The sequence below is a fragment of the Micromonospora sp. CB01531 genome, assembly GCF_001905095.1.
Taxonomy (GTDB): domain Bacteria; phylum Actinomycetota; class Actinomycetes; order Mycobacteriales; family Micromonosporaceae; genus Micromonospora.
Genome location: NZ_LWLS01000069.1, coordinates 42,850 through 63,859, shown reverse-complemented (window position 1 = coordinate 63,859; position 21,010 = coordinate 42,850). Strand labels below are relative to the sequence as shown.

General features: G+C 69.6%; 18 protein-coding genes. 12 read left to right on the top strand and 6 right to left on the bottom strand.

Annotated elements, in window-relative coordinates; genetic code table 11:
- Nucleotides 1-77 precede the first annotated feature (77 nt).
- From A6A27_RS17960 to A6A27_RS17950, 4 genes are all read left to right on the top strand, one after another.
- Entirely contained in the window at nucleotides 78-506 is a 429-nt protein-coding gene (locus tag A6A27_RS17960) for a DUF6220 domain-containing protein (RefSeq protein ID WP_073835769.1), read from the top strand.
- The gene (locus tag A6A27_RS17955) at nucleotides 503-2,500 is read left to right on the top strand and encodes a multicopper oxidase family protein (RefSeq protein WP_073835768.1); all 1,998 of its coding nucleotides are present in this window, start codon (nucleotides 503-505) and stop codon (nucleotides 2,498-2,500) included. The genes A6A27_RS17960 and A6A27_RS17955 overlap by 4 nt, the downstream gene beginning before the upstream one ends.
- A 67-nt stretch (nucleotides 2,501-2,567) precedes the next feature.
- A complete protein-coding gene (locus tag A6A27_RS43220) occupies nucleotides 2,568-2,804 on the top strand; it encodes a hypothetical protein (protein WP_143194049.1) in 237 nt (78 codons plus the stop codon).
- A gap of 9 nt (nucleotides 2,805-2,813) precedes the next feature.
- Nucleotides 2,814-4,979, top strand: a complete 2,166-nt coding sequence (locus A6A27_RS17950; protein WP_198940352.1) for an MMPL family transporter — start codon at nucleotides 2,814-2,816, stop codon at nucleotides 4,977-4,979.
- Between the two features lie 364 nt (nucleotides 4,980-5,343).
- Here A6A27_RS17950 and A6A27_RS17945 read toward each other — a convergent pair whose 3' ends face one another.
- Nucleotides 5,344-5,820, bottom strand: coding sequence for a YciI family protein (locus A6A27_RS17945; protein WP_198940351.1), 477 nt, complete (start codon nucleotides 5,818-5,820; stop codon nucleotides 5,344-5,346).
- 109 nt (nucleotides 5,821-5,929) lie between these two features.
- Between A6A27_RS17945 and A6A27_RS17940 the strand changes: the two genes are divergently transcribed.
- The 3 genes from A6A27_RS17940 to A6A27_RS17930 all read left to right on the top strand — a co-directional run bounded on the left by A6A27_RS17940 (nucleotide 5,930) and on the right by A6A27_RS17930 (nucleotide 9,865).
- The gene (locus A6A27_RS17940) at nucleotides 5,930-6,724 is read left to right on the top strand and encodes a methyltransferase domain-containing protein (RefSeq protein WP_073835765.1); all 795 of its coding nucleotides are present in this window, start codon (nucleotides 5,930-5,932) and stop codon (nucleotides 6,722-6,724) included.
- Between the two features lie 74 nt (nucleotides 6,725-6,798).
- On the top strand, nucleotides 6,799-7,542 hold the full coding sequence (locus A6A27_RS17935) for an SDR family NAD(P)-dependent oxidoreductase (protein ID WP_073835764.1): 744 nt from the start codon (nucleotides 6,799-6,801) through the stop codon (nucleotides 7,540-7,542).
- A gap of 514 nt (nucleotides 7,543-8,056) precedes the next feature.
- Nucleotides 8,057-9,865 (top strand): M14 family metallopeptidase, encoded by a 1,809-nt coding sequence (locus A6A27_RS17930; protein WP_198940350.1) that lies wholly within the window; start codon nucleotides 8,057-8,059, stop codon nucleotides 9,863-9,865.
- A 121-nt stretch (nucleotides 9,866-9,986) separates the two neighbouring features.
- On the opposite strand, the gene A6A27_RS17925 is transcribed toward A6A27_RS17930, so the two are convergent.
- Nucleotides 9,987-10,508, bottom strand: a complete 522-nt coding sequence (locus tag A6A27_RS17925; RefSeq protein WP_143194048.1) for a hypothetical protein — start codon at nucleotides 10,506-10,508, stop codon at nucleotides 9,987-9,989.
- A gap of 110 nt (nucleotides 10,509-10,618) precedes the next feature.
- A complete protein-coding gene (locus tag A6A27_RS17920) occupies nucleotides 10,619-11,200 on the bottom strand; it encodes an alpha/beta fold hydrolase (RefSeq protein ID WP_073835762.1) in 582 nt (193 codons plus the stop codon).
- Nucleotides 11,201-11,802: 602 nt separating this feature from the next.
- Here A6A27_RS17920 and A6A27_RS17915 point away from each other — a divergent pair.
- The 3 genes from A6A27_RS17915 to A6A27_RS17910 all read left to right on the top strand — a co-directional run bounded on the left by A6A27_RS17915 (nucleotide 11,803) and on the right by A6A27_RS17910 (nucleotide 14,338).
- A complete protein-coding gene (locus tag A6A27_RS17915; protein ID WP_073835761.1) occupies nucleotides 11,803-12,972 on the top strand; it encodes a DUF418 domain-containing protein in 1,170 nt (389 codons plus the stop codon).
- A gap of 65 nt (nucleotides 12,973-13,037) precedes the next feature.
- A complete protein-coding gene (locus A6A27_RS45970; RefSeq protein WP_241825316.1) occupies nucleotides 13,038-13,199 on the top strand; it encodes a hypothetical protein in 162 nt (53 codons plus the stop codon).
- Complete coding sequence (locus A6A27_RS17910) at nucleotides 13,160-14,338, top strand: YncE family protein (RefSeq protein WP_073835760.1); 1,179 nt, start codon at nucleotides 13,160-13,162, stop codon at nucleotides 14,336-14,338. Before A6A27_RS45970 ends, A6A27_RS17910 begins: the two co-directional genes overlap by 40 nt.
- Nucleotides 14,339-14,687: 349 nt before the next feature.
- Here A6A27_RS17910 and A6A27_RS17905 read toward each other — a convergent pair whose 3' ends face one another.
- Together A6A27_RS17905 and A6A27_RS17900 are read right to left on the bottom strand one after the other, a co-directional pair.
- Entirely contained in the window at nucleotides 14,688-15,371 is a 684-nt protein-coding gene (locus tag A6A27_RS17905; protein ID WP_073835759.1) for a response regulator, read from the bottom strand.
- A gap of 22 nt (nucleotides 15,372-15,393) precedes the next feature.
- A complete protein-coding gene (locus tag A6A27_RS17900) occupies nucleotides 15,394-16,980 on the bottom strand; it encodes an ATP-binding protein (RefSeq protein ID WP_073835758.1) in 1,587 nt (528 codons plus the stop codon).
- Between the two features lie 134 nt (nucleotides 16,981-17,114).
- Here A6A27_RS17900 and A6A27_RS17895 point away from each other — a divergent pair, with 134 nt between their 5' ends.
- Both A6A27_RS17895 and A6A27_RS17890 read left to right on the top strand, forming a co-directional pair.
- Nucleotides 17,115-18,506: a cation:dicarboxylate symporter family transporter gene (locus A6A27_RS17895; protein WP_073835757.1), complete on the top strand. Its 1,392-nt coding sequence runs from the start codon at nucleotides 17,115-17,117 to the stop codon at nucleotides 18,504-18,506.
- Between the two features lie 140 nt (nucleotides 18,507-18,646).
- Nucleotides 18,647-19,684 carry an aminotransferase class V-fold PLP-dependent enzyme gene (locus A6A27_RS17890; RefSeq protein ID WP_073835756.1) on the top strand — a complete coding sequence of 346 codons (1,038 nt, stop codon included), beginning with the start codon at nucleotides 18,647-18,649 and terminating at the stop codon, nucleotides 19,682-19,684.
- A 17-nt stretch (nucleotides 19,685-19,701) separates the two neighbouring features.
- On the opposite strand, the gene A6A27_RS17885 is transcribed toward A6A27_RS17890, so the two are convergent.
- Nucleotides 19,702-20,874 (bottom strand): acyl-CoA dehydrogenase family protein, encoded by a 1,173-nt coding sequence (locus tag A6A27_RS17885; RefSeq protein WP_073835755.1) that lies wholly within the window; start codon nucleotides 20,872-20,874, stop codon nucleotides 19,702-19,704.
- Between the last annotated feature and the right edge of the window lie 136 nt (nucleotides 20,875-21,010).

The following is a 21,010-nucleotide window of genomic DNA, read 5'->3' as shown; positions in this document are numbered from 1 at the left end:
CAGAGGCCACGGCGGCCTCACCGGCGCGACGATCTCCGCCATGAGCGATCACCCTCACCCACTTCGAGGAGCGTGCCATGCGTAGATTCTTCGCCGGCCTGGCGGCCCTGCAGATGCTGGCCGTCGTCGCACAGTTCTTCCTGGCTGCCAGCGGTGCGTTCGACACGGCACCCAACGATGAGTCCTTCCAGCCGCACCGCGCGCTGGGCGGCGGAATTGCTCTGATCGCGGTCCTGGTGACCGTCGTCGCCGCGACAGCCCGGATGCCCGGGCGGGTCATCGGACTGAGTGGCCTGGTCGCCGGGCTCGCGATTGTCCAGTTCGCGATCAAGGGGATCGCCACGGCGCTCGACGGCACCGCCGGCGGGCTCGTTTTCGGCCTGCACGCGGTCAACGGTCTCGCCATCGTGGCAGTCACCGGGATGATCATCCGTCAGGCCATGCAGCTGTCCAGGCCGGACACCCAGCTGCCCAGGCCGGCCATGCCTGCGCGACAGGCGCCATGACCACCGGGCTGTGGATCATCCTGGACCACGTCGTCGCACTGCTGAGCATCGCCGCGTGGTTCGCCGCCGGCGTCACACTGGCGCTCCGCCGCACCCGGCTGGCGCTCACCGGCCTCGTCGCGGCGGTGCTCGTGACGCTGGTCCGAGTGGGCACCGTGGCGATGCTGGCCGGCCAGGGCTGGTGGTTCGTACAGGAGAAGGTGCTCCTGGGGCTGCCGATGCTGGGGGCCGCCGGGGCCGTCGCCGTGCTGCTCGCCGGCCCGCAACTGCTCGCGGTAAGACGGGGGCGAGCAGCTGGAGTGTCGGCACGTGGCGTGGTCTCGGTGTTCACCGCGGGCTACGCGGCGCTGGCCGGTCTGGTGGTGACCTTCCTGGCCGGATACCCACTCACCTTGAGCGCGGCCTTGATCACGATCTCGCTCGTGGGCGCCAGCGCGTTGCTGACCGCGCGAGTGGTCACGACGCCCGTCGAGAACAGCGCCGATGCGGGCATCGCGCAGGTGCCGGAGGATCGACGCGCGATCTCGCGCCGCCGGTTCCTCGGCTGGACCGGTGGCGCGGTCGTGGTGACCGCAGCCGGTTCCGGCACCGGGCTGTCGTTCCTCACCACCGAATCGGTGACCAGGGGCGGCGGCCCGGGACGCTCGCCGCGAGCGGCCGTGTCGGTGGCCGACCTACGCGGCCCCGGCTCACCGGCACCAGGTGGCACCGTACGGCGGCAGGTGCTCACCGCGAAGAAGGCCACCGTACGACTCCCGTCCGGGCGGGAGATCGACGCCTGGACCTACAACGGGGCGGTCCCGGGCCCGGCGATCACCGCGACCCAGGGGGACCTGATCGAAGTGCGGCTGCACAACGCCGACATCGACGACGGCGTGACCCTGCACTGGCACGGCTACGACGTACCGTGCGGCGAGGACGGCGCGCCGGGCGTGACGCAGCTGGCCGTGCGACCCGGTGCGGACTTCGTCTACCGGTTTCGCGCCGACCAGGTGGGCACCTACTGGTACCACACCCACTACGCGTCCCACGTCGGGGTACACAAGGGGCTGTACGGGACCCTCGTCGTGCAGCCGCGCGCCGGACAGCGAGCCGACGAACCCGCCACGGCGGAGCAGGTGGACCTGACCCTGCCCGTGCACACCTTCGACGGCACTGTCGTGATCGCCGGCAGAGACGGCCGAACCGAACACCCCGCACCACCCGGTGCACCCGTTCGGCTACGAGTGATCAACACCGACTCGGACCCGCACCGGATCGTCCTCGCCGGAACCCCGTTCCGGGTGGCGGCCGTCGACGGCCGAGACCTCAACCAGCCCGGTGAGGTCCGCGACGTCGGACTGCACCTGCCCGCGGGCGGGCGGTACGACCTGGTGTTCCTCATGCCGGACACGTCCGTGGCGCTCGTTGTCGACGACGATCGTGACGGCGGAGTGCGCCTACGCCCGCGCGGCGATGCGCGCGGTGAAGCGCGTGTCGAGGAAACGTCCGACCTGCCGGAGCTCGACCTGCTGCGGTACGGAGTTCCGGCCGCCGTGCCCTTCGACAGCCGCAACGCCGACCGGCACTTCACCATGGTCCTCGACCGCGGAGTGGCCATGACCGACGGGAAGCCGGCGTATGCGCAGACCGTCAACGGCCGGGGCCACCCCTCCATCCCCGACCAGCTCGTCGCCGAAGGCGACATCGTCCGGTTCACCGTCGTCAACCGAAGCCTGGAAACGCACCCCTGGCATCTGCACGGCCATCCCGTGCTGATCCTGTCCAGGAACGGGACGCCGTCGACCGGCAGTCCGCTGTGGGTGGACACCTTCGACGTCCGACCGGGCGAGACGTGGGAGGTCGCGTTCCACGCTACGAATCCGGGAATCTGGATGAACCATTGCCACAACCTGCCGCACGCGCACCAGGGCATGATGCTGCGGCTCCAATACGACGGCGTCACGACCCCATTCGGCGGCTCGCACGGCGGAAGCCCCAGCCATGGCCACTGATTCAGCCCGCGCCGCTGGTCAACCCGCTGGCGGCGCGGACCAGCTCAGGTCACACCTCCTTGCCCTGGTGCACCGGCACAACCGGTCCGTCATCGACGCCGAACTGCGTCGGCTGGCCCGTCGAGCACCGTCCCTCTCCCCTGCCGACCTGGACGTCGTCAACACGGCACTGGGAAAAGTCGCCGAGTCGGCGATTCTCGCTCCGCTGCGAAACGCGCCACGGAACACCGCGATTCTGCTGACGCACATTTTCGGCCACACCGGCAACGGATCAAGTCGATCGAATGCAACGCTCAACGATTAGGAGAAGATGATGACAACCGAGGCTCCCCGTACGGATGGGGCCCTGGCGGGACTAGCCCGGTTCTGTTACCGGCGCCGCGGCCTGGTCCTCCTGACCTGGATCGTCGGCGTGATGGCCGTGGCGTTCGTCGGCTTCAGCTACGGCGCCGCCTCCGACAACGACTACGCCGGTGGAGACTCCGATTCCGCCAAGGCGCAGGTCCTTATCGAGAAGCACTTCCCCGAACAGCAAGGGGACACCCTGACTCTCGCGATCAAGGCGGAAAACGGGATCGACGACCCCGCCGCCCGGCAAAAGATCGAGAAGGTCATCGCCGATCTGGACGCCTCCCCCATCACCGGGCCGGTGATCTCGCCGTATCAGGACGAGAATCTGGTGACGAAGGATCGCCGTATCGCCCGTACCACCATCCCGTTGACCGACAAGGATGTGGCGAAGACTGAGGTCAAGCCTCTGGTGGACAGGGTCAAGGGCGCGTCCGGTGACGGCGTGACGCTGGGGCTGGGCGGAGAGAAGGCGGAGAAGGCGGAAACGCCCCCGCAGGGCCCGGCCGAGGGTGTGGGCCTCCTGACTGCGGCGGTGGTCTTGTTCATCGCCTTCGGGTCGCTGGTGGCGATGGGCCTGCCGCTCGTGACCGGACTGATGGCGGTCCTCGGCGGCATCGCCCTGATGAAGCTCGTGGGGCACGTGGTCCCCTCGCCGGATTTCACTGTGCTCGTCTGCTCGTTGATCGGGCTCGGTGTCGGCATCGACTACGCACTGTTCATCCTGACCCGCTACAAGGACAGCCTGCAGGACGGCGACGAACCTGAGAGCGCCACGGTCAAGGCCATCACCACCGCCGGTCACGCGGTGCTTTTCGCCGGCACGACCGTCTTGATCGCACTGCTGGGCCTGATCGCCATGGGACAGAAGATAATGACCGGTGTGGCCATCGGCGCGTCGGTGACGGTGCTGGTGACGATGATCGCCGCGGTTACCCTGCTGCCGGCGTTCCTGGGCTTCATCGGCCACCGGATCAACTCGCTGCGCCTGCCCCGTCGCGCGTCCCGCCGGCGCGGGACCGGCGGTGTCCCGTCCCGGGAGCGCCGTACCCCCGCCGAGCGTTGGGCCGGCGTGGTGCAGCGCAAGCCGCTGGTCGCCGCGCTTCTGGCCGGCGCGAGCCTGCTGGTGCTGGCCGCCCCCGCGCTGTCGATGCGGCTGAGCCTGCCCGACGCCAGTGTCCAGCCCCGCGACCGGAGCAGCTACACCTCATACGAGATCCTCTCCGAGGGCTTCGGTCCCGGCTACGGCGCACCCCTGATCTTCGCCACCGAGGTCGACTCCACGGACGCCTCTCTGAGCTCCGTCGTCGCAGCGGTCAGAAAGACCGAGGGCATCGCCTACGCCACTCAGCCCCGGATCAGCCAGGATGGGCAGGCCGCCGTCTTCATGGCCTTCCCCAAGACCGGATACCAGGACGAGGCGACCGCGGACCTGGTGCACAAGCTCCGCCACGACGTGTTGTCCAAGGCATCCGGCGGCAACGCGGTCTACCTCGGCGGCCCGAACGCCGGCGCGATCGACTTCGCCACGGACACCAGCTCGCGCCTGCCCCTGATGATCACGGTCGTCATCGTGCTGTCCCTGCTGCTGCTGGTCGTGCTGGTCCGGTCGGTCACGATCGCGCTGCAGGCCGCCGTGATGAACCTGCTGTCGATCGGCGCCGCCTACGGCGTGCTGGTCGCGATCGTGCAGTGGGGATGGCTCGGCTCGGCCCTCGGTTTCCCCACCGACATGCCGATCACAACCTGGGTACCGATGATGATGTTCCCACTCCTGTTCGGCCTGTCGATGGACTACGAGGTATTCCTGATCTCGCGGATCCGTGAGGAGTACGAGCGCACCGGCGACACCCGGACGGCCGTGGCTCGCGGGCTGGCGCGAACCGCCAAGGTCATCACGGCCGCGGCCGCCATCATGATCGCCATCTTCACGACCGCCGTGCTCGGCCCCGACGTCTCGGTCAAACAGATCGGTCTGGGCATGGCGATCGCCGTCCTCGTCGACGCCACCATCATCCGGATGGTCCTCGTCCCCGCGGTGATGGAACTGTGCGGCGAAGCCAACTGGTGGATGCCTGGACGCCGCTCACCGAAGGCGGCCTCGGCTGCACAGGCCGAGGTCGGGGTCTGACCGTTCCTCGTGTGCGAGTGCGGAAACCCTCGGGCGGGCGGCTGACCACACAACCCGTAGGCATCCTAGGAGGATGCCTACGGGTTGGTGCGTCGGTGACGCCGTGCTCTGTTGGCAGCATCCGAGCGCGTTACTCCGCTCGTCGGCCAGAGTCACTCCGCGTGGCGTGGCTGAACCTGGTGTCGGCGTACGGGTTACCCGGCTGAACATGCACGGCGTCGTGCAGATGGCGGAGCCATGTCCGAGCCTTCAACCGCCTGCGAGCCGGCCAGCGGATTCAGCGAGACCCACAGGCAAGCCGGCATCCATCGCATTGCATCCATTTCTGTCGATGGGCGGATTTCCCGTGCGTCGCATCCTGGGACTACGGCGACTCCTGCAACGGCCAGACCTCGACCACACCGTGCGCGACTGCGCAGGGGGTCTTCGACACGATGTGGACGGCCTCCTCCTGCGTCGCGGCTTCGATTATCGTGAACCCAGCCACCGGGAGCGCGGAGGACATGAAGCTGCCGCTCTTCACCGTCATGTCAGTACCGTTGTGGTTCCGCACCTGCACGGGGGAGCCGGCAACGCCCATCTCGGCTCCCGCCTCCCGCAAGCGCGCGTCATGGGCGTGCGCCTGGTCGCGTACCGCCACGTCGGTACGGTCATAGTCTTCTTGGCTGCCGTACCCGATGATCACGAATTTCGCCACCGCAGGTCCCCCTGATTGATACTGACCGCTTGCCAATACCGAACGTAACAGCACCAACAGCTCGTCGTCGCGTTCGACAGTCCGCACATCGCACCAGCCGTCGACGCCCTCTGGTGGCCGCAATGCGCGCGGCGACTCGGGCACCAAACAGTCACCTCAGCTGGTCACGACCTCGGCCCGACTCCGACAGCGACAGTCACTACGTTGGCCCGTACGCCGACACCTCGATACCAACGAGAGGGATGATGCGGACGTGGCCGACGACAGCGGTTATCTGCTCGACAATCAGCAGGCAGAAGCGGGGACCCGCTTTGGCGCCCTGGCGGCGCTGTTCGACCCTTCCACGTTCCGGCACATCGACGCGCTCGGCATCGCGGACGGCTGGCGGTTTTGGGAAGTCGGCGCTGGCGGCCCCAGCGTGCCGTCCTGGCTCGCCGCGCGCGTCGGCCCGGCGGGGCACGTGCTCGCCACCGACATAGACGTCTCGTGGATGACCGCTGCCGCCGACGCTGGCTACGAGGTCCGCCGCCACGACGTCGGCGTCGAGCCGCCGCCGGCGGACGGATTCGACCTGGTGCACGCGCGCCTCGTCCTGGTGCACGTGCCACAGCGTGCCGCCGCGCTGGCCGCCATGATCTCGGCGCTGCGGCCCGGCGGCTGGTTGCTGGTGGAGGAGGCCGACCCGATGATGCAGCCGCTGGTCTGCCCGGACGAGTCGGGCCCGGCCCAGCGGCTGGCCAACAAACTCAAGCGCGACTTCCGCACGCTGATGGTTCAGCGTGGTGTGGACCTGTCGTACGGGCGCACGTTGCCTCGGTTGTTGCGCGGCGCGGGGCTCGTCGGCGTCGAAGCCGACGCCTTCTTCCCGATGACCGGCGCTGCCTGCACCCTGCTGGAGCGGGCCACCGTGGCGCAGATCCGCGACCGGCTGGTCGCCGCCGGCCTGGCTACCAACGAAGAAGTCGACCGGCATCTCGACAACGTCGCGGCGGGGCTTCTCGATCTCGCCACCTCGCCCATGATCTCGGCCTGGGGTCGGAAACCTTGAGGCCGGGAGTAGCGGCGAACGCGGCGTCCGATCACCGCCGGACGGCTGGGGTTTCGTCGACCAGACTTTGCGTCATGAACAACGCATTTGATGGCAAGGTGGCCCTGGTTACCGGCGGAGGTCGTGGCATTGGCGCCGCAGTGGCGCTACGCCTGGCCGAGAAAGGCGCCGACGTGGCGCTGACGTTCCAGCGGAATCAGCAGCGCGCCGACGAGGTGGTGGACCAGATCAAGGCCGCGGGACGGCGAGCGATCGCCGTGCAGGCCGACAGTGCCGATCCGGCGGCAGTGATCGCAGCGGTGGACCGGGTCGCCGGTGAGCTGGGTCGGTTGGACATCCTCGTCAACAACGCCGGCGCGTTCCTCCTCGGACCGCTGGAGCAACTGAGCCTGGAAGAGTTCGAGCAGACCGTCGCGGTCAACGTCCGGGCACCGTTCGTCGCCTCGCAAGCCGCAGTCCGCCGCATGTCGGCCGGTGGACGGATCATCAACATCGGCAGCAACATGGCCGAGCGGGCGGTCTTCCCGGGCTTTTCGCTGTACGCGATGAGTAAGACCGCGCTGATCGGCCTGACCAAGGCGCTCGGACGTGAACTCGGCGGCAGGGCGATCACCGTGAATCTCGTGAACCCTGGGGCCACGAATACCGAATTGAATCCGGCCGACGGCCCTAACGCCGACACGATCAACGGATTCACCGCCCTCGGCCACTACGCGGCACCAGCCGACGTGGCCGCCGCGGTGGCGTTCCTCGCCGGTCCGGAGGGGCGTTACATCACCGGCGCGACGGTCAACGTCGACGGCGGCTTCACCATCTGATCATCGGCTCACCGCCGTTTGCCCACCCTTGCGCACGGCTGCGGCCCGTCCCTACCAGTATCGGGGACGGGCCGCAGGTCCTTTCCAGTCGCGTGAGCCGGGAGACCTCGGCCGGCGTGTTACTCCGGATGGTTGAGGCTGAGCCAGTGTCGCGGTAAGGAGTCAACGTCAATCAAGTATTTACATCTGTTTAATGATCGACTACGGTGATCAGAACTCGAGTATCCAAAGGGTGGCCACCCCCTTACCCAGCGCGACTGCCGTGCCTGTTGGGCACGAGAGCGCGCTGACGTGACATTGGGAGATTGCCTTGGGTTCCGACGCCTCACATAACTCATCCGGTCGGCGGGAAGCCTCCTCGCACGACACACCGATCCAGCACACACCAAAGCCGCGCTTCCTGCAGCGCATCCGCCCGGTCTCCGTACTGGCGCCCCTGGCTGCGGGCGCCCTGATCCTCGGCATCACGCAGCTGTGGGGGCCAGCCGCCGCGCAGGGGCTTGACGACGCGGCCATGTCCGCGGCCCCCGCCTACGCCGTCGGCCTGCAGCCGCCGCAGGATCCAGGCCCGTTCCCCGGCAGCGTGACGCCCACCTCCGCCACCATCACCATCGCCGGCCAGCGGGACGGAGAGAGCACGTTCAAGGTCGTCAAGTACGACCAGGTGAAGCCGAAAACCCCGGGCCAGATGGACTTCGAGCACTTCCACACCGGCATCGAAATCCAGTGGTGGCTGAAGAAGTGGGCCCACGAGCGCCCAGACATCGTCGACCTGCACATCGTCGGCGAGAGCTACAGCGGGCAGCCGATCTACCAGGTGACCATCACCGACAAGTCCACCGGCGCCGACACCGACAAGCCAGCGGCCTACTTCGAGGGGAACCGCCACTCGGGCGAGGTGTCGTCCGCCGAGAGTTCGCTCTGGCTGGCGCACCACCTCATCACCCAGGCGGGCAAGGACGCGAAGGTCGACAAGCTGCTCGACGAGAAGACGGTGTACATCCGACCGGTCAACAACCCCGACGGCCACGACATGTACCTGTACACCGCCCAGACGAACCGGTCGACGGTGCGGCCGGACGACAGCGACGGGGACGGCAAGCGCGACGAGGACCCGGGCGAGGACCTCAACGACGACGGATACCTGAGCCAGATGCGCCAGTACGTCGGCGCGGGCAAGGGAACCCACGTCGTCGACGAGCGGGACCCGGCCGGGAACGCCATGCTCAGTGTCGGCGCGGGCAAGGGCGACTACCTGATGTTCTCCGAGGGCGTCGACAACGACGGCGACGGCCGCTACAACGAGGACGGCATCGGCGGCCTCGACCTGCACCGCAACTACCCGTACAACTGGCATGTCATGCCGACGGACGACGCGACCGGTCGGAACCTGACTCAGGGCGGGGCCGGCGAGTATCCGTTGTCGGAGCCGGAAACCCGGCATGTGTACACCTGGTTGATGTCGCACACGAACATCGCCGCGGTGAACAGCATGGACACCCGCGTGCCCATGCATCTGCGGGGACCGTCGACCTGCGATCCCGTCGAGTGCATGTATGCGAGCGACCGCAAGCTCTACGAGCACTTCGACAAGGCGGGTGCCTCGTTCACCGGCTACCGGAACACGGGAAGCGTCTACATCGACTACGCCACGCGCAACGGTGGCCAGCCGACTCCCCTGTTCGGGCACGGTCCGGACTTCGGCTACTTCCAGTACGGGGCGGTCTGGTACGGCGACGAGATCTGGAACGGCGGTGACTACATCGACTACGACAAGGACGGCCGGTACGCCGACTGGGAGCGGTCGCGGTGGTGCGCCGAGAACGGCCGCACGAACTGCTTCCTGCCGTGGACCGAGGTGCAACACCCCAAGCTGGGGAAGGTCGAGATCGGCGGGATCAACCCGAAGTTCTGGTCGCAGAACCCGTCGGCTGATCTGATCGGTGAGTGGGCTGCCAACCAGGCTCGGTTCAACCTGTATCTGATCGATTCACTGCCGCAGGTCGGCCTGAGCGAGGTCACCGCCAAGAAGCTCACGGGTACGCAGAGCGACGGCGCGACGCACGAGATCACGGCGACGGTCAACAACACCGGCCGCATTCCGACGGCGCTCGAGCAGGCGAAGGAAGTCAAGATCGTCGCTCCGGACACCGTCAAGGTCGAAGGTGCCCGCACGGTCGGCGCCGCGCCGCAGTTCTACCTGGACGGTGCCGACAAGCAGAAGGTCCGCCTTCGGGTGATCAAGACCGGCAGCGACACCGTCGCGGTGAAGGCCGTGAGCGTTCGCGGCGGTCTCGATACCGCATCCGTACGCCTGAACTGATCCGCTCGGGCGGTCCCCACCCCGTTCAGCGGGGTGGGGACCGCCGGCATTCGGACCCGGGCCGGCCGGAAGCGGCGGTCCAGAACCAAGATCGGCGATGTGCTCGGAGAGTGCCCGGAGTTCAGCCATCCGCAGCTGTGGTGGCGTCGCCGAGCAGGCGCCGTGCTTCGGCGATGACCTTCGCGTCGACATCCTCGGCCACAGTGCTCGCGTACGGCCGCCCTTCCGAGAGGGCGTCAAGGTAGTCGTACGTGTTCTCAAGGTCAATCAGATCCCCTGCCAGGGGCGTTCCGTCGTAGGTGATGAACCCGGACGCCCAGGACGTGAGGTCGCGAGGTGTGATGCTCTTGGCGAGCAGCCGTCGGGCCATGACCCGGAGGCCTTCCTCTTCCCCTTCTCGGCTTCCTGGTCGGTAGTACGCAAGGGAAAGCTCCGCCAGCGCGTCTCGCAGCCAGGGGCACAGCTCGTCACTCTCGCTGCCCTTGACAGGCGAGACGCCGGCAAGGATCCGAAGGGTCGGAGTATCTGCGCCTGCTACCAGGCAGGCGCAGGCGGCATCGATCACGTCAGTTGCGGGGGCGGAACCCACGCTCCACAGGATGGCGGCATCCTGGAGGCTGGCGAGAGCCGCTCCACTGGTCATCGACACATGATCTACCTCCAGGGTGGCAATGTCCCGGAGTTTTCTGGGCAGAGTGGGCCGCTTCGCGGGCGTGGGCAGAGGTGTGGATTAGGAGGGCTATGGGCTCTTCGCTATCCCTTAATGACGGGTCCGAGGTCGTCAGGACTTATCGTCCTCGCCACCTCGCTCAGGTCATTGTCCAGCTGGTGATCGCGCCCGGGCAGCCGGTGCAGCTGCGCCTGGGGGATGGCGCGGGCGTACAGGTCAGCATGCGACGGTGGGGCAGTATCGTCCTGAAGTCCGTGGAACACATGCACCGGCACGCCTTGCGGCAGCCTCGCGCCGAGGTCGTGCGGCAGCTCGAACTCGTCGCCGGGCCAGCCGCCCGCACCGACGAACGGAGCGGCGATCAGCACGATCGCCCCGAGCTTCTCCGGCTCCGGTGGCCGCTCGGCGAGCGCGTTGATGAGGATCGTCCCGCCCACCGAATGGCCGACGACGACCACGCCGTCGTCCAAGGCCGCCATCTCACGCCGGATGGCCGCGCTCCACCTGACGTAGCTCGGGTCGTCCTCGTCGGGCATTCGCGGGTAACGGACCTCGTACCCGTCCCCGAGCTCCCACCTCAAGCTGTCGAACAGCTTGTCGTCCCACTCGTCGTGCGCGCCCGCGCCGCCGCCCTGGATGAACAAGATCTGCCGGATCCCTGCCATGACGATCCTCCTGCGCGCTCGTGACGATCCGGTCCTGGCACCGCCGCTGGCATCGGGAGATCTGGCGCGGCGAGGGTCCGGTGCGAGCTTGGGTCCCTCATGCCGCAAGCGTAGGTGTATGGGCGGCCCAGGACGACGCGCCCCAACCGCACCCACATGCCTTCGAACCAAGGTTCGAGGCCGGCACCGGGGAGCATTAGGATTTGGTGGCTCGGCAACGCCTGTTGCCTTCCTCACCGGACGTCCGGCACCTGCTCGTGGCGAGTAGCAGCTGGGGACGGCTGACCCGGCGTACGGACAGCAGCGCCCGCGAAGTCTGGGCCAATGTGTTCGTGACCCGTCCCAGTCCCGACATGCGTGGCTTGGCGCTCAATTGGGTGTGAGGCTTAGGAAAATCCCAAGCGTGCCCGTTCCGTCCGGGGACTACAGGTGAGGGTAAGGCTGGACGGGCGAACGATCTTGAACCCTTGTTGTGCCCCGTAATGCCGAGTCGCGGGACGGGAAGAAAGACCGGGGTGACAGGGACCGGCCGCTGTGAGGCGGCGGGCCGCGGTCCCGCTCGGGCCGTGGTGAACACCGCTGTCCCTCGGGTAAAGGGGCCTATGGCTCGGACGCCACCGAGCAGTGATGCGTTCGACCGGATCCTGGACGTGGACGCGCTGCGGGGATTCGCGTTGTTCGGCATCCTGCTGGTCAACATCTGGTACTTCGCCTCGGGCTACGCGTTCCACCGCATCCCTGACCCGGCGTACCCCTCCTGGCTTGACCATCGGATCCACGACAGTGTGGCGCTGCTGTTCGAGATGAAGTTCTACCTGCTCTTCTCATTTCTGTTCGGTTACAGCTTCACGCTCCAACTCGACGCGGCGCGGCGCCGGGACACCGCCTTCCGGCCGCGATTCCTGCGCCGGCTGGCCGGCCTGTTCGTGCTTGGCGGACTGCACGCTGTGCTGCTCTTCCACGGCGACATCCTCACCACCTACGCCGTACTCGGGCTGGTTTTGCTCGCCGTGCACCGGATCCGGCCGCGCACGGCGGTGATCCTGACCGGCCTGCTCGTGGGGGTCGTCGTACTCTCCTTCGGCTCGATGGCCCTGGCGGAGGCGCCGTCGGTCGAGCAGTCGGCCGCCCTCAGGGCCGGGGAAAGCGTCACAGCGGCGCTGGCCGGCGGGCCGGCCTCCGTCATCGCCCAGAACGTCCGTTCGATACCGCATATGATCGTCGGGACGGCGAGGCTGCAGGGACCGGTCGCCCTGGCCATGTTCCTTTTGGGGCTCGCCGCCGGCCGTCGCCGGATGCTGGCCGACGTGTCGCCACACGCTCGCGCTCTGCGCCTGATCCAGTGCGTTGGATACCCGGTTGGTCTCGCCGGCGCGTTTGCCGTCGTGGCGCTGGGCGGCCGCACCACGGTCGAGGGCCTTGCCTTGGCCACCCTCACCGGTACGGCGCTGGCGGCCGCGTACGCCGCCACGATGCTGCGGCTGTTCCAGACACGGATGGGGCGTCACATATCGGTCGCACTCGCACCGGCCGGCCGCATGGCGTTGACCAACTACCTGAGCCAGTCCCTGATCTGTGCTCTGATCTTCACGGGGCTCGGTCTCGGGCTGATCGGCCAGGTACCGCCGGCTGGCGTACTGGCGATCGCACTTGGCATCTTCGCCGCACAGGTTGTACTGAGCGCTCGCTGGATGAGGACCCACCGGTACGGCCCGGTCGAGTGGATCCTCCGGGCGGTGACCAACGCCGAGCGGCCGGCGTGGCGCCGATAAGTCCTACGCGGAAGCCACCGTAGTCGAGCCGAACGACGGCTGGCAGCCGATGCGGACCCCTGGTCATGCAGACCGCCAAGATCCTGGCGTTCGGCGCCGTCTCAGGCACCACCGCGGTCGTCATCACCTCCGTACTGGAGACGGCACTTCCCCGCTTCGGCGGGCTTTTGTCCGTTATCGTCATGGAGTGTCCCGCCGACAGTTGCTGGCTGCCGTCCCGGTCCTGATCCTGTCGGCCGGGCTGCTGGCCTGCACCGACCGGGCCCCCAGGGAGACGCTGACCAGCCCGTCCGCCGGCACCTCGGCGGGCGGGTCGTTCGGGCCGCTGGTGCCGGGCATGCCGACCTACCCGACGGCCGGGAACGTCTACGCCGCGGCCGGTCCCGACCAGCTCACCGCGCCGGTGCGCGGGGACCGGCCGCTGGTCTACGTGCCGAACACGAAGAGCAACGACGTGTGGGTGATCGACCCGGCGACCTTCAAGGTGGTGGAGAAGTTCCCCGGCGGGCCGGAGCCGCAGCACGTGGTGCCCTCCTACGACCTGCGCACGCTCTACGTCGCGTCCAGCCAGATCCCCAACGGTGGCCTGGTCCCGATCGACGCGCGCACCGGCGATCCGGGACAGTTCCGGAAGCTCGAAGACGTCTACAACCTCTACTTCACCCCCGACGGCAAGCAGGCGATCGTGGTCGCCGAGGCGTACCAGCGGCTGGACTTCTACGACGTGAAGACCTGGCAGCGGGCGCGGTCGGTCCGGTTCCCCGAGTGCGGCGGCATCAACCACATGGACTACACCGCCGACGGCAAGACCATGCTGTTCAGCTGCGAGTTCGCCAACCGGATGCTGGTCCTGGACACCACCAGCCTCCGCAAGCTACGTGACTTCCGGCTCACCGAGACCTCCGACGGCATGCCCCAGGACACCCGACTCACCCCCGACGGGCAGCACTTCCTGGTCGCCGACATGCGCGCCCACGGCGTGTACGTCTTCGACGGCCAGGCCACCCGCCAGACCGGGTTCATCCGCACCGGCCGGGGCGCCCACGGCATCTACTTCAGCCGCGACGCCAAGCTCGCCTATGTCACCAACCGCGACGAGGGCAGCATCACCGTCCTCGACCTGGCCACCCTGAAACCCACCACCACCTGGCGAATCCCCGGCGGCGGCAGCCCCGACATGGGCGGCCTCTCCGCCGACGGCAAACAACTCTGGCTCTCCGGCCGCTACCACGACGAGGTATACGTGCTGAGCACGGAGACCGGCAAGCTGCTGGCCCGGATCCCGGTCGGCCGGGGCCCGCACGGCCTCACAGTCTGGCCGCAGCCCGGCCGCTACTCCCTCGGCCACACTGGGAACATCCGGTAGGGAGGCCTGCCCCGCGACCGCCGCATGGGCGGCCAGACCGGCCCGCCCGTGTCCGCTGACCAGCGAATATCACTCTGAGTAAACCTGCTGGCCACCTCGGAGCCCTAACCTTCTCCAGCGGCGCGCCATCGTGGGCGAGCTGCCCGAACCATTTCCGAGGAGAACCCCATGAGCCAGGTCCTCGTGGCCGTCGCGGTCAACGTCGTCAGCGCCGCCTTGATCGCGATCATCACCGCCGCCGTCCGCCGGTTCCTCGCCCCGTCCGCTGCCGCCGCCTGACCGGACCGCGCCGAAGACCCGGTCCGTCCGCCCCGGCGGTCCGTCAGCTTCCGGCTGCGGCGGGCGAGGGTCACGTCGGCCGGTACTCGAACTCTGGGCGGCCGGGGGTGCCGTAACGCGGAGCGCGCACGGCGCGATCACTGGTCACCAGGTATTCCAGGTAGCGCCGGGCGGTGACCCGGGAGATCCCGGTCTCCCGGCCGACCTCGGCCGCGGACCGCCCGGTGCCCTCGCCGAGTACGGAGAGCACCCGGTGCAAGGTCTGCTCGTCCAGCCCCTTGGGCAGGGTGTGCCGGGCGGCACCGCGCAGGGTGGCGAACATCTGATCCACCTCGTGCTGGGCGGCCACCTCGCCCTCCGCGAGGGCCTGCCGCCGGTAGTCCGCGTACCGCTCCAGCTTGTCGCGGAAGGCGGCGAAGGTGAACGGCTTGAGCAGGTAGTGGGTCACTCCCAGGGAGACCGCGGTGCGCACCACCGCCAGGTCCCGCGCCGAGGTCACCGCCAGCACGTCGACGCTGCTGCCCGCCGCCCGCAGGGCCCGGCACACGTCCAGGCCGTGCAGGTCGGGCAGGCGGAAGTCGAGCAGCACCAGGTCGATGCCCGCACCGCCCCGCTGCCGCAGCGCCGCCATCGCCTCCCGCGCGGTGTGCGCCACCCCGACCACCACGAAGCCGGGCACCCGCTCGGTGTACGCCTTGTGCGCCTCGGCCAGCAGCGGCTCGTCCTCCACCACCAGCACCCGGATGTCGCTCATGCGTCCGCCTCGCTCCGCTCGCTCATCGGGCCTCCCGCGGGATCGGCAGGCGGACGGTGAACAGGGTGCCGCCGTCGTCGGCTCGGGTCACCTCGGTCCGGCCGCCGTGCCGGTGGACCACCTGCCCGACCAGCGCCAGGCCGAGCCCCCGGCCGGCGCTCTTGGTGGACCAGCCGCGCCGGAACGCGTCCGCCACCCGGTCCGGGTCCAGGCCGGGACCGCTGTCACCGACCCGGACCACGATCTCGTCGTCGGTGGTGCCCACGAACACCCGCACCCGGCGCGGCGGGGGCGTACCGGTCACCGCCTCGAGGGCGTTGTCGACCAGATTCCCGACCACGGTGAGCAGGTCGGTGGGGGGTAGCGGGCTGTCGTCGAGCCGGCAGTCGGGCTCGATCAGCAGGTCCACGCCGCGCTCGCCGGCCCGGGCCGACTTGCCGAGCAGCAGGGCGGCCAGCGCCGGCTCGGTCACCGCCCCGACGACCCGGTCGGTGAGCTGCTGGGCCAGCGCCAGGTCGCGGGTGGCGAGTTGGACCGCCTCGTCGGTGCGGCCCAGCTCCACCAGGGTCAGCACGGTGTGCAGCCGGTTGGCCGACTCGTGGGTCTGGGCCTGCAACGCCTCGGTGAGCGCACGTACCGAGTCCAGCTCGCTGGCCAGGTTGCGCAGCTCGGTCTGGTCGCGCAGGGTCAGCACGGTGCCGAGCACGGTTCCTTCGAAGCGGGTGGTCCGCTGGTTGGCCACCAGCACCCGGTCACCGGCGAGCACCGGCTCGTCGTGCGCGTCCCGCCCGGAGTCGAGCAGTTCGGCCACCGCGGGCGGCAGGGCGATGCCGGCCACCGGCCGGTCGGTCACCGCCGCGTCCTCGGCCAGCCCGAGCAGGCGGCGCCCCTCGTCGTTGACCAGCGCCACCCGACCGTCCCGGGTCAGCACCACCAGCCCCTCGCGTACGGAGTGCAGGACGGCGTCGTAGTACTCGTACATCCGGGTCATCTGGGTCGGGCCGAGGCCGTGGGTCTGCCGGCGCAGCCGCCGGCTGAGCAGCCAGGCGCCGGTGGCCGCGAGGGCCAGCGCCGGGACGGCGGCGCCCAGCAGCACCGGGATCTGGCCGAGCAGCTTCCGGTTGATCGCCTGGGTGGTGATGCCGACCGAGACCAGCCCGACGATCCGCTGGTCGTCGCCGTACACCGGAACGACCGCGCGCACCGACTCGCCGAGGGTGCCGACGTTGGTGGTGGTGAACGGCTCGCCGGCCAGGGCGGGGCCGATGTCGCCGATGAACGGCTGCCCGATGAGGTCCGGGTTGGGGTGGGAGTACCGGGTCCGGTCCGGGGCCATCACGACCACGAAGTCCGTTCCGGTGGCCACCCGGGTGGCTTCGGCGTACGGCTGGAGGGTGGCCGCCGGGTCGGCGGCGGTGAGCGCCGCGCGGACGTCGGGGGACCGGGCGACGGTCTGCGCCACCGCCAGAACCTCGTCCTCCGCCGCCTGGTGGGAGTCGCTGCGGGCCAGCCAGACGGCGCCCCCGGCGCCGGCGAGCACCAGCAGGGTCACCACCAGCGCCTGGAGGGCGAACAACTGCCCTGCGATGCTCCACTGCCGTCGGGCCACGTCCCCCTCCTTCCGCCGCGCGCCGTCCGCAAGTGTGGCGCACCGGTCAGCGGCCCGTTTCGGCCGCGAGTCACAGGGGTGAACAGAATGAACGCAAGGATGCCCTGTGCTGAGACACGCTTCACATTGTGGGAATGGACACCACCTCACCCACCCCCACGGCCGCCCGGCCCGCCCGCAGGGACCGGACCCGCTACCTCTACCTCGCGGTCATCGTGGCCGTGCTGGCCGGCGTCGCGGTCGGTCTCGCCGCCCCCGAGGTCGGCAAGGAGTTGAAGCCGCTCGGCACCGGCTTCGTGAACCTGATCAAGATGATGATCAGCCCGGTCATCTTCTGCACGATCGTGCTCGGCGTCGGATCCGTCCGCCAGGCGGCCAAGGTCGGCAAGGTCGGCGGTCTGGCCCTCGGCTACTTCCTGGTCATGTCGACCGTGGCGCTGGCGATCGGCCTGGTGGTCGGCAACATCATCCACCCCGGTGCCGGCCTGAACCTCGGCCCGGAGGTGGCCGAGGCGGGCAAGGCCGCCGCCGGTGGCGAGAGCGGCGGCACGGTCGACTTCCTGCTCGGCATCATCCCGACCTCGCTGCTCTCCGCGCTGACCGAGGGCGAGGTGCTCCAGACGCTGCTGGTCGCGCTGCTGGTCGGCTTCGGCGTGCAGGCCCTCGGTACGCGGGGCGAGCCGATCCTGCGGGCCGTGGGCGTGATCCAGCGCCTCGTCTTCAAGGTGCTGGCGATGATCATGTGGGTGGCGCCGATCGGCGCGTTCGGCGCGATGGCCGCGGTCGTCGGCGCGACCGGCGTGGACGCGCTGACCAGCCTGGCGCAGATCATGCTCGGGTTCTACGTCACCTGCGTGATCTTCGTGTTCGTGGTGCTGGGTGCGCTGCTGTGGTTCGTCGCCCGGATCTCGATCTTCAAGCTGCTCGGCTACCTGGGCCGGGAGTTCCTGCTGATCCTGTCGACCTCGTCGTCGGAGTCGGCGCTGCCCCGCCTGATCGCGAAGATGGAGCACGTCGGGGTGAGCCGGCCGGTCGTCGGGATCACCGTGCCGACCGGCTACTCGTTCAACCTCGACGGCACGGCGATCTACCTGACCATGGCGTCGCTGTTCGTCGCCGACGCGCTCGGCAAGCCGCTGTCGCTGGGCGAGCAGGTGTCGCTGCTGGTGTTCATGGTCATCGCGTCCAAGGGTGCGGCCGGGGTGACCGGCGCGGGCCTGGCGACCCTGGCCGGCGGGCTGCAGTCGCACCGGCCGGACCTGGTCGACGGCGTCGGGTTGATCGTCGGCATCGACCGGTTCATGTCCGAGGCCCGGGCGCTGACCAACTTCGCCGGCAACGCGGTCGCCACCGTGCTGGTCGGCACCTGGACCAGCCAGTTCGACCGGGAGCAGGCCCAGGCCGTGCTCGGCGGGGAGCGCCCGTTCGACGAGGCGACCATGCTCGACGAGGACGACGCGCACGGGGTGCCGGACGAACCCGCCCCGGCGCGCCGCCCCGCCCCGTTGGCCGACGCGCCGGCCTGAGCCGGCCGCCCGCCCAGCGCCCCGCCCGGGCCGCGCCGGACCGTCGTCCGGCGCGGCCCGGAGCCGTACCCGCCGTCGGGAGACCACGAGGCCGGAATTGGCCGTGCCCGGGCGTCGGCGTCGTCACTAGCGTCGGCGGGGTGAAGCTCGACGACGCACAGAAGTTGTGGCAGCCGCAGCCCGGCTGGCTGAACACCGCCAGCTACGGGCTGCCGCCCGAGCCCGCCTGGGTGGCGTTGCAGGACGCCCTGGCGGACTGGCGGGTGGGACGGATCTCGTGGGAGGGCTGGGGCGAGGCCGCGGAGCAGGCCCGCGCCGGGTTCGCCCGACTGGTCGGGGTGGCGTCGGCGGACGTGGCGATCGGCAGCACGGCGTCGCAGTTGCTCGCCCCGGTGGCAGCCGGGCTGCCGCCCGGCGCGACCGTGGTCGTCCCCGAGGTGGAGTTCACCTCGAACCTGTTCCCCTGGCTGGTGCAGCAGGAGCGGGGCGTCCGGGTCCGCACGGTGCCGCTGGCCGGCCTGGTCGACGCGATCGACGCCGGCACCGACCTGGTCGCGTTCAGCCTGGTGCAGTCGTCCGACGGCACCGTCGCCCCGTACGACGAGATCGTCGCGGCGGCCCGGGCGCACGGCGCCCTCGTCGCGGTGGACGCCACCCAGGCGTGCGGCTGGCTGCCCTTCGACGCGGCTCTTGCCGACGTGGTGGTGGTGTCGGCGTACAAGTGGCTGATGGCGCCGCGCGGCACCGCCTTCGCCTACCTGGCCCCGGCGCTGCGCGAGCGGCTGCGCCCCGACGCCGCCGGCTGGTACGCGGGCCAGGACGTGCACGCCTCCTACTACGGCCCGCCGCTGCGGCTGGCCGACGACGCCCGGCGCTTCGACATCTCCCCGGCGTGGTTCAGCTATGTGGGGGCGGCGCCCGCCCTGGAGTTGCTCGCCGAGATCGGGCTGCCGGCCGTGCGCGATCACGACGTGGCGCTGGCCAACCGGTTCCTGGTCGGGTTGGGCCGGCCGCCCGGCGACAGCGCGATCGTGACGGTCGCCGTGCCCGGCGCGGCGGAGAAGCTGGCCCGGGCCGGGGTACGCGCGGCGGTCCGCGCCGGCCGGGTGCGCGCCTCCTTCCACCTCTACACCACCAAGGAGGACGTCGACCGGGCGCTGGATGCGTTGACGGACTGAGCGGGAGCCGTCGCGGCTCAGGCCAGGTGGGCGCCGATCTTCGTGTACCCGCGCAGCAGGTCCCGGGCGATGATCAGGCGCTGCATCTCGTCGGTGCCCTCGAAGATCCGGTACAGCCGGACCTGCCGGTACCAGCGTTCGATCGGCAGCTCGCGGGTGTAGCCCATGCCGCCGTGGATCTGCAGCACCCGGTCCACCACCCGGTTGACCATGCCGGCGCCGTAGAGCTTGGCCATCGACGAGGCGTGCCGGGGATCCAGGCCCTGGTCGACCGTCCACGCGGCGCGCAGCACCAGCCAACGGGCCGCTTCCAGCTCGGTCTCCGAGTCGGCGATCATCCACTGGATCGCCTGGTTGGTGCCGATCTTGGCGCCGAAGGTCTCCCGGGTGTTGGCCTGGTCGATCGCCATCTGCAACGCCCGCTCGGCGATGCCGAGGGCGTGGGAGGGGATGGTGTAGCGCCCCTTGCCGATCCACTGCATGCCCAGCGCGAAGCCCTGCCCGACCTCGCCGAGGATGTTGCGGTGCGGCACGCGGACGCGGTCGAAGATCAGCGATGCCGGACCGCCCTCGCCCATCGTCTGGATGAACTCCGACCGCCAGCCCATCGCCCGGTCCACCAGGAACGCGGTGGCACCGCCGTTGCGGACGCCCTGCTCGGGGTCGGTCACCGCGATCACGATGGCGAAGTCGGCGTCATCGCCGTTGGTGATGAAGGTCTTCTCGCCGTCGAGGATCCAGTCGTCGCCGTCGCGGCGGGCGCGCAGCCGGATGTTCGCCGCGTCCGAGCCGGCGCCCGGCTCGGTGATCGCGAAGCAGGAGATCCGTTCCCCCTCGATGGTGGGCAGGAGGAACTCTCGCCGCTGCTCCTCGGTGGCGTGGAACAGGATGTTGTCCGCCTCGCCGCCGAACCGGAACGGCACGAAGGTGCGGCCGAGTTCGGTCCAGATCAGCGACTGCATGACGGCCGGCAGGTCCATCCCGCCGTACTGCTCCGGGGTGGCCAGCCCCCAGAAGCCGAACCGCTTCGCCTTGAGCTGCAACTCGCGCAGCTCGGACCGCTCCAGGCCGGGCCGGTGAGCGCGCTCGCGGCGCAGCACCTCCTGCTCCAGCGGCAGCACCTCGCGGGTGATGAACGCGCGGGCCGTGTCGCGGACGGCCCGTTCCTCGTCGGACAGTGCGAAGTCCACCGTGCTCCTCGGCGTCGGTGCGGCGGGTCCCCTCAAACTAGCGGCGTAAGTTTTCGTCCGTCCAGCCCGCTCCTTCCACCGTCGAGGTGAGGCGCGCCCCGGCGGGCTTGACTAGGGTGCGTGAGCAGGCGGTGCC